We start from the raw sequence: 13,395 nt of genomic DNA, 5'->3' as shown, positions 1-13,395 counted from the left end.
GGGGAAAGGGACGGGTTGTGGGCACGGCGCGGCTGTACGCGGCTGTCGCGGGAAGCGGGTTCCGGCGGTACGCCACCTATCGGATCGCCACCGCGGCGGGTGTCTTCACCAACACCGTCTTCGGGCTGATCCTGGCGTACCTGTTCATGGCCCTGTGGGACACCAAGCCGCACCTCGGCGGCTACGACCAGGCGCAGGCGCTCAGTTATGTGTGGGTCAGCCAGGCGCTGCTGATGGTGGTCGCGGTGATGGGCGGGGGTTTCGAGGACGAACTGATCGAGCGCATCCGTACGGGTGACATCGCGATCGACCTGTACCGGCCGGCCGACCTCCAGATGTGGTGGCTCGCGCAGGACATGGGCCGGGCGCTGTTCCATCTGATGGGCCGTGGAGTGGTCCCGCTCGCCTTCGGCGCGCTCGTCTTCGACCTCGCGCTGCCCTCGGATCCGCTGACCTGGCTCGCCTTCCTGGTCGCGGTCGCGCTCGGGGTGGTCGTCAGTTTCGCGATCCGCTTCCTGGTGGCGCTGTCCGCGTTCTGGCTGCTCGACGGTGCGGGGGTGGCGCAGTTGACCTTCATCGCGGGGATCTTCTGCTCGGGGATGCTGTTGCCGCTGAACGTCTTCCCGGGCGCCCTCGGAGAGGTCGTACGGGCGCTGCCCTGGTCGTCACTGATCCAGGCGCCCGTGGACGTCCTGCTCGGCACGGCCGACCCGCTGGGCACGTTCGCGGTACAGGCCGCCTGGGCGGTCGGGCTGCTCGCGGCCGGGCGGCTGGTCCAGTCGGTGGCGACGCGAAGGGTGGTGGTTCAGGGTGGCTGACCCGGTGGCGGAGGGGACGCGCGAGGTGGCCGGTTCCGTGGGGGAGGGGGCGCGGACCGTGGTCGGCTCGGTGCGGGAGACGGTCCGCGCGGTGGACGCTCACCCCTTCGAGCGGCAGGGGGCGTACGAGCGGCTGCGGGACGGGCTGCGTGCCTACCGGCTGATCACCGCGATGTGGATCCGTTCCACGATGGCCTACCGGGCCTCCTTCGCGATGACCGCCTTCGGGAACTTCGCGGCGACCGCCCTCGACTTCGTGGCGATCCTGCTGATGTTCTCGCAGGTCGACCGGCTCGGCGGCTACAGCCTGCCCGAGGTCGCCCTGCTCTACGGGCTTTCCGGTACCGCCTTCGGGCTCGCTGACCTGGGGCTCGGCTCGATGGACCGGCTCGGGCGCCGGGTGCGCGACGGCACCCTCGACATACTCCTGGTGCGTCCCGCGCCCGTGCTCGCGCAGGTCGCGGCGGACCGCTTCGCGCTGCGCCGCCTCGGCCGGATCACCCAGGGGCTGCTCGTCCTCGGATACGCCCTCGCCGTCCTCGACATCCACTGGACGCCGCTCAAGGTGCTGATGATCCCGATGACGCTGCTCAGCGGCGGAGCGATCTTCTCGGCGGTGTTCGTGGCGGGCGGGGCGTTCCAGTTCGTCGCACAGGACGCCTCGGAGGTGCAGAACTCCTTCACGTACGGCGGCAATACGCTTCTGCAGTACCCGCCGACCGTCTTCGCCAAGGATCTGCTGCGCGGGGTGACCTTCGTCCTCCCGCTCGCCTTCGTCAACTGGCTGCCCGCGCTGTATGTGCTGGGGCGGCCCTATCCGCTCGACCTGCCGACGTGGGTCGCGTTCGCACCACCACTCGTGGCGGCGGGCTGCTGCGCGCTGGCCGGGATCGCCTGGCGCGCGGGGCTGCGCGCGTACCGGAGTACGGGAAGTTAGGGGAATGGGCGTGGCCATCGCCGGAAACAGCGAATTCACCACTCCGGGCGGGGAAGCGGGCCAGGAGACAGGCGTGGAAGCAGGCCAGGAGACGGGCAGGGGAGCCGGCCCGGAGACGGAAGCGGGCACGGAGGCCGGCTTCATCGAACTCGACGGTGTCGAGAAGGTCTTCGACGTGCGCAAGAGGACGGGCTTCCTGCGCGGCGAGCGTCGGCAGGTGCGGGCCGTCGACTCGATCTCCTTCAGCGTCGCGCGCGGCGAGATGGTCGGCTACATCGGCCCGAACGGCGCCGGCAAGTCGACCACCATCAAGATGCTCACCGGCATCCTCACCCCGTCCGGCGGCCGGCTGCGGGTCGCCGGGCTCGACCCGTCCCGCGAGCGCACCCGTCTCGCGCGCCGGATCGGGGTCGTGTTCGGGCAGCGTACGACGCTGTGGTGGGACCTCCCGCTGATCGACTCCTACCGGTTGATGCATCGCATGTACCGCATCCCGGACGCGCGGTTCCGGGAGAACCTCGACCGCTGTGTCGAACTCCTGCAGCTCGGCGCCCTGTTGGACGTTCCCGTACGGCAACTGTCGCTGGGACAGCGGATGCGCGGCGACATCGCGGCGGCCCTGCTGCACGATCCCGAGGTGCTCTACCTCGACGAGCCGACGATCGGGCTCGACGTGGTCAGCAAGGTGCGGGTCCGGGAGTTCCTGCGGGACCTGAACGCCGAGCGCGGCACGACCGTCCTGCTCACCACGCACGACCTCACCGACATCGAGCAACTGTGCCGGCGGGTGATGGTCATCGACCACGGGCGGCTGATGTACGACGGTGCGCTGAGCGGACTGCACGAGGTGGGGGAGAGCGAGCGGACCCTGATCGTGGACCTGGAGCGGGAACTGCCGCCGATCGAGGTGGAGTCGGCGCGGGTGGTGAAGGTGGAGGGGCCGCGGCAGTGGCTGGCCTTCCCCGCCGCCCGGTCGGCCGCTCCGCTGGTGGCGCGGATCGCGGCCGACTACCCGCTGGTGGACCTCTCGGTGCGGGAGCCGGACATCGAGGCGGTCATCAGCCGCATGTACGCCGGGAAGACCGGCTCGTAGCCGGGAGGACGGTCGCGTGGCGGAGGCTGCCGGAAGGGTGGGCCGGATGGCTAGCGGGCGGGGGAACTCGTAGGCTGCTGTCCATGACCGACGACGAACTCCCGGAGCTGCGCGCCTCCGACGCCGATCGTGAACGAGTCACCGAACAGCTGAGGGACGCCCTCGCGGAGGGCCGTCTCGACATGGAGGAGTTCGAGGAGCGGCTGGAGGCGACGTACGCGGCCCGTACCTACGGGGAGTTGGCGCCGATCACCCGCGATCTGCCGGGCGCGGCCCCGACCGCTCGCATCTCCATGGTCAAGCAGCCGGTGGACGACGGGAGTTGGGGCGCTCGTATCGTCGGCGGCGAGGGCTCGTCCTCTTGGGCCGTGGCGATCCTGTCCGGCTTCGAGCGCAAGGGCCGCTGGACGGTGCCGAAGCGCTTCAACACCTTCGCCTTCATGGGCGGAGGCGAGATCGACCTGCGCGAGGCGAACTTCGCGGACCGCGAGGTCGTCATCAACTGCGTCGCGGTCATGGGCGGGATGAACGTGATCGTGCCGCCCGGCGTCGAGGTCGTCGTCCGCGGTATCGGCATCATGGGCGGTTTCGACCACCGTGAGTCGGACCGGGCGGGCGACCCCGGGGCGCCCCGGGTGATCATCGCGGGCTTCGCGTTCTGGGGCGGTGTCGGGGTCGAGCGCAAACTCACCCGTGCGGAGCGCCAGCGCCTCAAGGAGGAGCGTCGCCGGGAGAAGCTGGAACGCCGGGAGGCCCGCAAGGAGTTGCAGGGTTCGCAGGGCGGGGGCCTCGGTGACGCGTACGACGCGCTCGACGACGTCCGCGACCTGATCCGCGACCGCCACGAGGACCGCCGTGAGCGCCATGAGGAGCGTCGCCGGCGCCACGAGGACCGCAGGGAGCGGCACCGGGAGCGCCGTGAGGACCGCCATCGACGGCGCGAGGGCGACTACTGAATTCGCGACGAGGACCAATGAACTCCGGTGGTCTACGGGGTCGTTGACCTCAAGAGGTGTCCGGGGTCGTTGAGGTCCGGAGCCGTTCCAAGCCGTTCCAAGCCATTCCGAGCCGTTTTTGGGCCGTTCGGAGTCGTCCGGAGCCGCGGATCTTCTGTGCCGTCGTGGGCCGCCGGCCTCCGGTGGATCACAGGTCCGCCGGAGCCGACCCCTTCAGGTCCTTCAGGTCGAACACGTCGGCCATCCGCCGGAACCCCTTGTCGCTGGGGTGCAGGTGATCGCCCGAGTCGTAGTCGGTCCGCAGCCGGCGCGGGTTGTACGGGTCCCGCAGTGCCCTGTCGAAGTCGACGACGGCGTCGTACACCCTCCCGGCCCGGATCTCCGCGTTCACGGCCTGGCGTACGGCCTCCCGCGCGTCCGTGTACCCGCGGTACCCCTGGAAGGGCATCAGCGTGGCGCCGACCACCCGCAGTCCATGGGCGTGCGCCTGCCGCACCAGGGTCCGCAGGCCGTCGGTGACGGTGCGTGGATCGACCTGGTTCGGGTTGCGCAGGATGTCGTTGACGCCGAGGTCGATGACGACGGCCCTGACGTTCGTACGGTCGAGCACGTCGCGTCCGAACCGGCTCAGCCCGCTGGGGCTGTCGGCCCGTCGGCCGAAGCCCGTGGCGAGGACCCGGTTCCCGCTGATGCCCTGGTTGACGACGGTGTAGCGGGGTGTGGTGCCGGATCCGGCCGACGCGCGCAGCCGTTCCGAAAGGACGTCCGTCCAGCGGCGGTTGGCCCCCAAGGTGGAGGTGACGCCGTCGGTGAGCGAGTCGCCGAGGACGGCGACGGTGCCCGTGGCCTCGTTGCTGAGCACGTCGACCGCGGTCAAGTAACGCCAGTACGGGCTCTGTTCGGTGTACGGGACGGCGCTGACGTCCTCGGTGCGGTCGCCGTCGGCCACGTACGAGATCTGCCGGGCGCGCGGGTGGTAGGTGACCGGACCGGACGGGGTCGGCGAGTACGTCGTCACGAGGACGTCCACGCCGTGCGGGACACGGACCCGTACGGCGTCGCTCTTCACCTGGCCGCCGGCCGGGACCACGACCGTCGTGGCGCCGCCGAACGTGAGGCGGCGCATGGTGTCGACCGCGGCGGCGGCGTTGTTCGCGGTCGCGGCGACGGCGATCGTGGCGTGCGTGATGACCAGCGGCTGCCGCCCGTAGAGATTGGACAGCGTGATGCGGGCAGCCGTACCGGCGGCGGCCGTGTGCACGACGTTGCGCACGGAGCGGCCCGCCAGACCGCTCGGCTCCGTGCCGGGCTCGGCTCCGGCCGGGGAGGCCGACCAGGCGCCGACCCAGGTGCCGGTGGAGGCGGGGGCGGCCGCGTTGTGCGACGTGCGGTCACCGGCGACGTCGGCCCTGGGGCCGTTGCCGTCGTCGGCCGCGACGCCCAGGTATATGGCTGCGCAAAGGGTCACGACCACGGCGAGGACTGCGGCCAGCAGGGCATAACCGTGACGCTTGGTCATGCGGCGCGTTTCTCCTCGAACGAGGGAGCCAGGGGCTCCGATGCGATCACTCCATGATGCGCCATGCGGTGGACGAGCTCCGACCCACCCCCTAGGGGACACCCTGGTCGATTCCCCATCCGAACAGACGCCGGGAACTCCTGTGTCGTTCCAGGAGTCGGTCAGGAAGAGAGGGAGAAAGGGACAATGTGAACGGGGTGCGACAGGGCCTGCGAACGGGTGGAGTGAATGGAACGCACGAATTCGGGTGAAGCGGACGACATGGAGCAGCATGCCCGTCCCGGCACCGCCACGAACGCGGTGAACGCCGCGCCGACCGCCGGACCGCCGGGCCGGGCGATGAACACCTTCAGCCCCGCCGACGAGGAGAAGCGCCGCGGTGTGCGCCGGATGAAGACGACCGCCACCGGGCTGCTGCTCTTCGTCGCCCTCGTGTACATACTGGCCAAATGGGCCTCGCACGAAGGCGCGGGCGCCTGGGCCGGCTATGTCGCGGCGGCCGCCGAGGCGGGCATGGTCGGCGCGCTGGCCGACTGGTTCGCGGTCACGGCCCTCTTCCGGCACCCGCTCGGCCTGCCCATCCCGCACACCGCGATCATCCCCACCAAGAAGGATCAGCTGGGCGTCTCGCTGGGCGAGTTCGTCGGCGAGAACTTCCTCTCCGAGGAGGTCGTCCGGCAGCGGCTGCGCGCGGTGGGCATCGGCAGCAGGCTGGGCGCCTGGCTCGCCGATCCGGACCACGCCGACCGGGTCACGGCCGAACTGGCCGCGGCGCTCAGAGGCGCGCTGACGGTCCTCAGGGACTCCGACGTCCAGGCCGTGGTCGGGGAGGCGATCACCCGTCGCGCCGACGCCCAGGAGATCGCCCCCGGCATAGGGAAGATGCTGGAGAGGATCGTCGCGGACGGCGGGCACAGACGGTTCGTCGACCTGGTGGTCACCCGCGCCCACGACTGGCTGGTGTTCCACGACGAGCAGGTGATGGACGCCGTTCAGGGCGGCGCGCCCGGCTGGACGCCCCGTTTCGTCGACAAGAAGGTCGGCGAGCGCGTCTACAAGGAACTGCTCCGCTTCGTCACCGAGATGCGCGACTCCCCGTCCCACCCGGCCCGCGGCGCCCTCGACCGGTTCCTCACCGACTTCGCCTCCGATCTCCAGTCCGACACCGACACCCGCGCGCGCGTGGAGCGCCTCAAGGGCGACGTGCTGGGCCGCGGCGAGGTCCAGGACCTGATCGCCTCCGCGTGGACGGCCGTACGGTCGATGATCGTGTCCGCGGCCGAGGACGAGCGCAGTGAGCTGCGGCTGCGCGTGCGGGCCTCGCTGCTGTCCCTCGGCGCCCGGATGGCCACCGAACCCAAGCTCCAGGCCAAGGTCGACAGCTGGTTGGAGGGCGCGGCGGTGTACGTCGTGACGACGTACCGCAAGGAGATCACCTCGCTCATCACGGACACGGTCGCGGGCTGGGACGCCGAGCACACGACCAAGAAGATCGAGGCGAACATCGGCCGTGACCTGCAGTTCATCCGGATCAACGGCACGGTGGTCGGCTCGCTGGCCGGACTGCTGATCTACGTGGTGTCGCGGGCGTTGGGGGCGTAACCGGGCGGAGACCGGGAACCCGGGCGGCCTTCACTCGAAGGAGAGGGAGCCCAAATGACCGCCCCAGCCTCGCCGGACTCGCCGGCCTCGACCCCCGCCGCCACCGGCACGGTCACCACGAACGTTCCGGCCCGTCTGGACCGGCTGCCGTGGTCCCGCTGGCACTGGATGATCGTGATCGGTCTCGGAACCGTCTGGATCCTGGACGGTCTGGAGGTCACCACCGTCGGCAACATCGCGGGCCGGCTCTCCGAGGAGGGCAGCGGTCTCACGATCTCCGCGGCGCAGGTCACCGGTATCGCGGCGGCGCTCTATGTGGCGGGCGCCTGCGCGGGCGCCCTGTTCTTCGGCTGGCTGACGGACCGGTACGGCCGCAAGAAGCTCTTCATGGTTACCCTCGTCGTCTACCTCTCGGCGACGGCGCTGACCGGGCTGTCCTTCGACGCCTGGTGGTTCTTCACCTTCCGCTTCCTCACCGGCTTCGGCATCGGCGGTGAGTACGCGGCCATCAACTCGGCGATCGACGAACTCATCCCCGCCAGGTTCCGCGGCCGTGTCGACCTGATCATCAACGGCAGTTACTGGCTCGGCGCGATCGGCGGCGCGCTGCTGTCGATCGTCATGCTGAACACGGACATCTTCCCCAAGGACCTCGGCTGGCGGCTCACGTTCGGCCTCGGTGTGGTCCTCGGCCTGGTGGTCCTGCTGGTCAGGCGGCATGTGCCGGAGAGCCCGCGGTGGCAGTTCATCCACGGCCGCGGTGAGGCCGCGGAGGGACTGGTCACCTCCGTCGAAAGGGAGATCGAAGAGGAGAAGGGTGAGCCGCTGACGCCGCCCGAGGGCGAGATCACCATCAAGCAGCGCAGGAGCATCGGCTTCGGCGTGATCGCCAGGACCGTCTTCGGGCACTACCCGAAACGGGCCGTGCTCGGCCTCGCCCTCTTCATCGGCCAGGCCTTCCTCTACAACGCGATCACGTTCGGCTTCGGCTCCATCCTCACCACGTTCTTCGACGTGCCCACGGGCGGCACGGGCTACTACTTCGCCGTCATCGCGGCCGGCAACTTCCTCGGCCCGCTGCTGCTCGGCAAGCTCTTCGACACCGTCGGCCGCCGGGTGATGATCTCCTCGACCTATCTGATCTCGGGCCTGCTGCTCTTCGTCACGGCGTGGCTCTTCGACCAGGGCTCACTGAACGCGGTGACGATGACGGCCTGTTGGTGCGTGGTCCTCTTCTTCGCGTCGGCGGGCGCCTCCAGCGCCTACCTGACCGTCTCCGAGATCTTCCCGATGGAGACGCGCGCGATGGCCATCGCCTTCTTCTACGCCATCGGCACCGCCGCCGGCGGTATCAGCGGGCCGCTGGTCTTCGCCGACCTCACCAAGTCCGGCGTCGTCGGCGACACGGTGCTCGCGTTCCAGATCGGCGCCGGCCTGATGTGCGCCGCGGGCCTGGTCGCCGTGTTCCTCGCGGTCAACGCCGAGCGCCGCTCCCTGGAGGACATCGCCGCGCCGCTGTCGACGGCACCCGCCGAAACCGACGCGTCGGCATCGGCACCGCCCGCACGAGCGACGTGAGTTGCGACGCCGGGCTCCTCCGTCCGGCGCCGGGCTCCTTCTCTCCCGCGCCGCGCCCCTTCCGTCGGGCGCCGGGCCCTTCCGTCCGGCGCCGCGCGCTTTCCGTCCGGTGCTGGACGTGTTCCGTCGGGCGCCGGGCACTCTCCGTCCGGCGCCAGGCTTTCCGTCGGGCGCCGGGCTCTTTCCGTCGGGTGCTGGACGTGTTCCGTCGGGTGCCGGGCACTTTCCGTCCGGCGCCGGGCTCTTTCCGTCCGGCGCCAGGCGGGTTCCGTCGGGTGCCGAGCGCTTTCCTTCGCGGGCCCTCGGGGTTCCAAGTGGCCCTTCAGAGTGGGTCGTTCTGAGTACGCGTACTCTGTCGCGCCCCCGCCGGGCGCGGAATTCTCCTACGCATGACCGAGAAGCTGCTCCGCCCTCTGCGAACGCGCCCCTGGCCGGAACGCTGGCTGACGCGCGTGCTCGGCGCCGCCCTGTCCTGCGCGGCGTACCTCCTCTGCCTCCCCTGGGATCTGCGCAACCGCCCCGAGACGCCCGGCTCGACCGTGGAGACCACCCCGGTGACCGGAACGGGCGTCCTCGCCCTCGCCGCGGTCCTGGTGCTCCTGGCCGTCCACTTCGGCCTCCGGGACGCGCTGGCCTGGCCGTTGCTCCTGGTCGCGGCGCCTCCGGCGACCCTGCTCTATGTGTCGCTGCGGACCCATCCCGCCGCTCCGGACGGCTTCGCCGACGTGTGGCCGCTGACGTGGGCGGCCGTCACCCTGCTCGGAGCCGCCGTCGTGCTCGTCGTGGCCGCGGTGACACGGCAGTTCAGGGCAGACTTGGCGGACGCCATGGAAGAGGAGTGGGCCCTGGCCGGCCGAGGCTGAACCGCCGCCGGTTCACCGTTCCCGACAGAGGTGGGTCCCACGGTCCGTGACGAGAACAGCCCCGGTCCACGACGAGACACCGGCTCACCCTCCGTGGGCCGTGAGGAGGCAGGCCCATGACCGTCCGCAGGATCGTCCCCGACATCCGGATCGGCTCCGAGAAGGACATGGCGACGAACCGGGACTTCTACGGCCTGCTCGGCTTCGAGGAGGTCATGAACCAGGGCTGGGTCATGACCCTCGCGTCCCCGTCCAACCCCACCGCGCAGATCAGCTTCCTCACCGAGGAACACACCGCCCCCGTCGTCCCCGACCTGAGCGTGGAGGTCGAGGACGTCGACGCCGTGTACGCGCGGGTGATCACGTCGGGTGCCGAGATCCTGCGGGAGTTGCGTGACGAGGAGTGGGGTGTACGACGGTTCTTCGTACGGGATCCGAACGGGCGGGTGGTGAATGTGCTGGGACATCGGTGTGAGGGCGTACTGGGGTGAGGTGCGCCGGAACGTCCTGGCGGCGTTCGTCGTGCGAGCCGCCTCCTGGTCGGCGCCTTCTGCGTGTGGTCAGGCGATGCGGAGGATGCTCTTGCCATGGGTTGTGCCCTCGGCGAGGTGCTGCACGGCCATGGCCAGGTCCCCGAGGGCGTACTCGGCAGTGATGTCCATGCGGACCTTGCCGTCGGCGACGAGGCCGAGTGCGCGGCGGGCACTGTCGGCGAGCCGCTCGGGGTGGGTCCGGCTGAGCAGGTTGCTGTTGTAGGTCAGCAGTGACTTGCCGTGCATGAGGAGGTCGTTGGTGTCGGCGCGGACGGGTTCGTACGTGGCGAGGTTGCCGTACGCCACCAGCCGGCCGTGTGGTGCGAGCTGTTCGAGGCCGGTGGTGCGCGTCGAGCCGCCGACCGGGTCGAGGACGACGTCGGGCTTCTCGTCGCCGAGGTTGGCCGGGAACTCCTTGCGAAGCAGAAGCCGGTCGTACCCGAACCGCGCGGCGTAGTCGGCCCTGTCGGCAGTGCCGACCACACCGACGATCCGGCCTGCTCCGGCCAGTCGGGCGAACTGGGCCGCGAGCGTGCCCACCGAGCCGGCGGCGGCGTGGATCAGCACGTGCTCGCCGGGCCGCACGCGTGGGGCGGTGTTGATCAGGTCGTAGGCGGTCGGTGCGCCCCATCCGAGACCCGCGGCTGTCCTCAGCGGCATACCGCCGATGTCGAACGTGAGCGGGTCGGGTGCCAGGACCACCTCGGCGTAGGCGCCCGAGGCGGTCAGCGCGGTGACGGGCGTACCGACACGGCGTGCGTCGACACCCGCGCCGACCGCGACGACGTGCCCGGCCGCCTCGAACCCGGGGACGAAGGGACGAGGTACCGCGAAGTGGCCGTCCCTGACCATCGTGTCGCCCCACTGGATCCCGGCCTAGGCCACACGGATCGCCACTTGCCCGGGGCCGGGGGTGGGCTCATCGAGTTCGGCGACCCGGTAGCGGTCATCGGTGTCGAGAACGACAGCCTTCACGGTTACAGCCTCCTGCGTTGACTCAGTATCCTTACAGTCGAGAACGCTATGTATATAAGGTTCCTGAGTCAACCCATGAACCTGTCAATGGAGTGAGGGTGTGCGGTGGAAATCCCGATCGAGAACGACCTCTGCACCCGGATCAGGCGGTCGGAGCAGGCGTTGATGGCGCACCACGAGGCGGTACTGCGCGCCTACGGGCTGACCATGACGCAGTACACCGTGCTGTTGGTCATCTCGCGCGAAGGTGGCATGTCCGGCGCCCAACTGGCCCGCTCCTGCGGGGTGACGCAGCAGAGCATGAGCAGCGTGCTGACCAATATGGAGAACAAGGAACTCATCCGTCGCGAGACGTCCCCCGTGCACGCCAAGGTGCAGATCGCCACCCTCACGGCTGAGGGCCAGGCGCTGCTGGACCGCGCCTACCAGGAGGTGATCATCCTTGAGCGCGCGCTCACTGACGCATTCACGCCCTCCGAACACACCGCACTCTGCGAACTCCTGGAACGCGCCACCACCGTCCTGATCCAGCAGACGCGCCACGCGGCAGCCCCGCCCACCGCCTGAGCCCGCTGCCACGGTGCGTCGCCGGCTCAAGGTTGACGTGATCAGGCCCTGGCGGAGCCGACCACCGGGCCCGGGTGGTCCCGGCGGGCGAGCGAAGGCCTCGGGGCGGTCGCGTCCCCAACCTCACAGGGCAATACAGCTAGGCCCCCGTGGTGGAGCCCGGCCGGATGATCATCAGGACGGTGACGGTGGCCCACAACAAGTTGAAGATCCCGGTGAACATCGCGAGCCGTACGGTCGCAGTACGGTCCACCGCTCCCACCGGGACAACTTCCTCTTCCTCCTGGACCGCGCCTTCCCGGACCGCTCCCGCATGGAGGGTGCTTTCCCGCGCCGCCCCGGCCTGGACGGCGCCCTCCAGGATCGCGCTCTGCCGGGGCAGCACCAGTGCGGCGAGGACCACGGCCGCGAGCGCGGTCAGCGCGATCGAGACGATCAGCCACGTGTCGCCGAGCACGCCCATGTCGCTCGCCGTGGCGAACCCGAAGACGGGGACGACGACGCCCGCCACGGCGTACACCTGGCAGATGCGGTGCAGCAGCCGCGTGGTGGCGAGCGCGCCCGCGTCGTCCGGCGCTTCGAGCATCTTGCGCGCGGCCGGCGGGAACATGCTCGCGGCGACCGTGACGGGCCCGATGGCGACGATCGCGGCGATGACATGGACGGCGAGGAGGAACTTGGTCACGGGGTGACGGTAGAGGCCGGGGCGGATCTTGGAGAAGTGGCACTTCTGCCAGGGGCCAACGGATTCCGGCCAGCACCTCACTGCTGGTCCCGCCCGGGGTCAGGATCCCGCCGACCGCTGTCGACCGCTGTCGACCGCTGTCGACCGCTGTCGACCGCTGTCGACCGCTGTCGACCGCTGTCGACCGCTGTCGACCGCTGCCGGCCACTTGCGGCCGCAAGGCCGCCTCCGGCCACATGACGGGAATCCGGCGTATGCCTACGCTCTGGCCATGCACACCGTGGCCGTACTGGCACTCGACCAGGTCATCCCGTTCGATCTCTCCGCCCCGATCGACACCTTCGGCTGGGCCCGGCTGCCCGACGGCCGACCGGCGTACCGGACCCGGGTGTGCTCGCTCACGGCGGACACGGAGGTGAGCGCGGGCGCCTTCACACTGCGCGCCCCGTACGGTCTGGAGGCGCTGGCAGAGGCGGACACGATCGTCCTGCCCGGCGTCGCCGACCCGTCCGCCCCCCTCCCGCCGGGCGTCGTGGAGGCGCTGCGCGCGGCGGCCGCGAACGGCACCCGGATCGCCTCGGTCTGCGTCGGCGCCTTCGTCCTAGCCGCCACCGGCCTCCTGGACGGACTGCGCGCGACCACGCACTGGGTCGCTGCCCGGGAACTGGCGGCCAGGTACCCGGCGGTGACCGTCGACCCGAACGTGCTCTACGTCGACAACGGCCAGTTCCTCACCTCGGCGGGCGCGGCGGCGGCCCTCGACATGTGCCTGCACATGATCCGCAAGGACCACGGCTCGGCGGTCGCCGCGGACGCCGCCCGGCTGTCCGTCATGCCCCTCGAACGGGAGGGCGGCCAGGCCCAGTTCATCGTCCACACCCAGCCACCCGTACCGGCGGGCGCGACCATGGAGCCGCTCCTCGACTGGCTGGAGGAGAACGCGGACCGGGAGCTGACCCTGGAGGACATCGCCGGCCACGCCGGTATGAGCACCCGCACCCTCAACCGCCGCTTCCGCGAACAGACCGGCACGTCACCGCTCCAGTGGCTGCACCGCGCCCGGGTGCGACGCGCCCAGTACCTCCTGGAGACGACCACGTACCCGGTCGAACGCATCGCCACCCAGGCGGGGTTCGGCTCGCCGACGGCATTCCGGGAGCGCTTCAAGCGGGTGGTGGGGACGAGCCCGTACGCGTACCGGCGGGCGTTTCGGGGGGTCGGGGAGCGGGCGGGGGAGGGCGTTCTCTGAGGGCCGCCGAGGCCTTGCCG

At 70.5% G+C, this 13,395-nt stretch carries 13 protein-coding genes; 10 read left to right on the top strand and 3 right to left on the bottom strand.

Translation table 11 applies throughout. The annotated features are described in order from the left end of the window. Nucleotides 1-17 precede the first annotated feature (17 nt). The 4 genes from ACFYR3_RS25535 (at nucleotide 18) to ACFYR3_RS25520 (ending at nucleotide 3,804) form a co-directional block, all read left to right on the top strand. On the top strand, nucleotides 18-818 hold the full coding sequence (locus ACFYR3_RS25535) for an ABC-2 family transporter protein (RefSeq protein ID WP_355848908.1): 801 nt from the start codon (nucleotides 18-20) through the stop codon (nucleotides 816-818). Nucleotides 819-909: 91 nt separating this feature from the next. After that, nucleotides 910-1,755, top strand: coding sequence for an ABC transporter permease (locus ACFYR3_RS25530; RefSeq protein WP_389284820.1), 846 nt, complete (start codon nucleotides 910-912; stop codon nucleotides 1,753-1,755). 142 nt (nucleotides 1,756-1,897) lie between these two features. After that, complete coding sequence (locus tag ACFYR3_RS25525) at nucleotides 1,898-2,848, top strand: ABC transporter ATP-binding protein (RefSeq protein ID WP_355848986.1); 951 nt, start codon at nucleotides 1,898-1,900, stop codon at nucleotides 2,846-2,848. 83 nt (nucleotides 2,849-2,931) lie between these two features. Continuing rightward, entirely contained in the window at nucleotides 2,932-3,804 is an 873-nt protein-coding gene (locus tag ACFYR3_RS25520) for a DUF1707 domain-containing protein (RefSeq protein WP_389284801.1), read from the top strand. Between the two features lie 187 nt (nucleotides 3,805-3,991). Here the strand turns inward: ACFYR3_RS25520 and ACFYR3_RS25515 are convergent, their stop codons facing one another. Beyond that, the gene (locus ACFYR3_RS25515; RefSeq protein ID WP_389284800.1) at nucleotides 3,992-5,323 is read right to left on the bottom strand and encodes an SGNH/GDSL hydrolase family protein; all 1,332 of its coding nucleotides are present in this window, start codon (nucleotides 5,321-5,323) and stop codon (nucleotides 3,992-3,994) included. A 228-nt stretch (nucleotides 5,324-5,551) separates the two neighbouring features. Here ACFYR3_RS25515 and ACFYR3_RS25510 point away from each other — a divergent pair, with 228 nt between their 5' ends. From ACFYR3_RS25510 to ACFYR3_RS25495, 4 genes are all read left to right on the top strand, one after another. Continuing rightward, complete coding sequence (locus ACFYR3_RS25510) at nucleotides 5,552-6,925, top strand: DUF445 domain-containing protein (protein WP_389284799.1); 1,374 nt, start codon at nucleotides 5,552-5,554, stop codon at nucleotides 6,923-6,925. Between the two features lie 54 nt (nucleotides 6,926-6,979). Further along, nucleotides 6,980-8,503 (top strand): MFS transporter, encoded by a 1,524-nt coding sequence (locus ACFYR3_RS25505; protein ID WP_355848923.1) that lies wholly within the window; start codon nucleotides 6,980-6,982, stop codon nucleotides 8,501-8,503. A 389-nt stretch (nucleotides 8,504-8,892) separates the two neighbouring features. Continuing rightward, nucleotides 8,893-9,366, top strand: coding sequence for a hypothetical protein (locus ACFYR3_RS25500; protein ID WP_355848926.1), 474 nt, complete (start codon nucleotides 8,893-8,895; stop codon nucleotides 9,364-9,366). A 116-nt stretch (nucleotides 9,367-9,482) separates the two neighbouring features. Further along, nucleotides 9,483-9,857, top strand: a complete 375-nt coding sequence (locus ACFYR3_RS25495) for a VOC family protein (RefSeq protein WP_389284798.1) — start codon at nucleotides 9,483-9,485, stop codon at nucleotides 9,855-9,857. A 69-nt stretch (nucleotides 9,858-9,926) separates the two neighbouring features. On the opposite strand, the gene ACFYR3_RS25490 is transcribed toward ACFYR3_RS25495, so the two are convergent. Next, nucleotides 9,927-10,769 carry a zinc-binding alcohol dehydrogenase family protein gene (locus ACFYR3_RS25490; protein WP_389284819.1) on the bottom strand — a complete coding sequence of 281 codons (843 nt, stop codon included), beginning with the start codon at nucleotides 10,767-10,769 and terminating at the stop codon, nucleotides 9,927-9,929. A gap of 210 nt (nucleotides 10,770-10,979) precedes the next feature. Between ACFYR3_RS25490 and ACFYR3_RS25485 the strand changes: the two genes are divergently transcribed. Continuing rightward, nucleotides 10,980-11,441, top strand: a complete 462-nt coding sequence (locus tag ACFYR3_RS25485) for a MarR family transcriptional regulator (protein ID WP_355848935.1) — start codon at nucleotides 10,980-10,982, stop codon at nucleotides 11,439-11,441. A gap of 139 nt (nucleotides 11,442-11,580) precedes the next feature. Here the strand turns inward: ACFYR3_RS25485 and ACFYR3_RS25480 are convergent, their stop codons facing one another. After that, a complete protein-coding gene (locus ACFYR3_RS25480; RefSeq protein WP_355848937.1) occupies nucleotides 11,581-12,126 on the bottom strand; it encodes a DUF2269 family protein in 546 nt (181 codons plus the stop codon). Between the two features lie 271 nt (nucleotides 12,127-12,397). Between ACFYR3_RS25480 and ACFYR3_RS25475 the strand changes: the two genes are divergently transcribed. Beyond that, nucleotides 12,398-13,375 carry a helix-turn-helix domain-containing protein gene (locus tag ACFYR3_RS25475; protein ID WP_355848940.1) on the top strand — a complete coding sequence of 326 codons (978 nt, stop codon included), beginning with the start codon at nucleotides 12,398-12,400 and terminating at the stop codon, nucleotides 13,373-13,375. Nucleotides 13,376-13,395 lie beyond the last annotated feature (20 nt).

Source organism: Streptomyces sp. NPDC005784, assembly GCF_042871525.1.
Classification (GTDB): domain Bacteria; phylum Actinomycetota; class Actinomycetes; order Streptomycetales; family Streptomycetaceae; genus Streptomyces.
Note: the sequence above shows the minus strand (reverse complement) of the source record. Positions and strands in the feature narration are given on the sequence as shown.

Coding starts and splice junctions, on each gene's coding strand:
- ACFYR3_RS25520 (WP_389284801.1), top strand. CDS start 2,932: ATGACCGACGACGAACTCCCGGAGCTGCGCGCCTCCGACGCCGATCGT.
- ACFYR3_RS25515 (WP_389284800.1), bottom strand. CDS start 5,323: ATGACCAAGCGTCACGGTTATGCCCTGCTGGCCGCAGTCCTCGCCGTG.
- ACFYR3_RS25510 (WP_389284799.1), top strand. CDS start 5,552: ATGGAACGCACGAATTCGGGTGAAGCGGACGACATGGAGCAGCATGCC.
- ACFYR3_RS25505 (WP_355848923.1), top strand. CDS start 6,980: ATGACCGCCCCAGCCTCGCCGGACTCGCCGGCCTCGACCCCCGCCGCC.
- ACFYR3_RS25500 (WP_355848926.1), top strand. CDS start 8,893: ATGACCGAGAAGCTGCTCCGCCCTCTGCGAACGCGCCCCTGGCCGGAA.
- ACFYR3_RS25495 (WP_389284798.1), top strand. CDS start 9,483: ATGACCGTCCGCAGGATCGTCCCCGACATCCGGATCGGCTCCGAGAAG.
- ACFYR3_RS25475 (WP_355848940.1), top strand. CDS start 12,398: ATGCACACCGTGGCCGTACTGGCACTCGACCAGGTCATCCCGTTCGAT.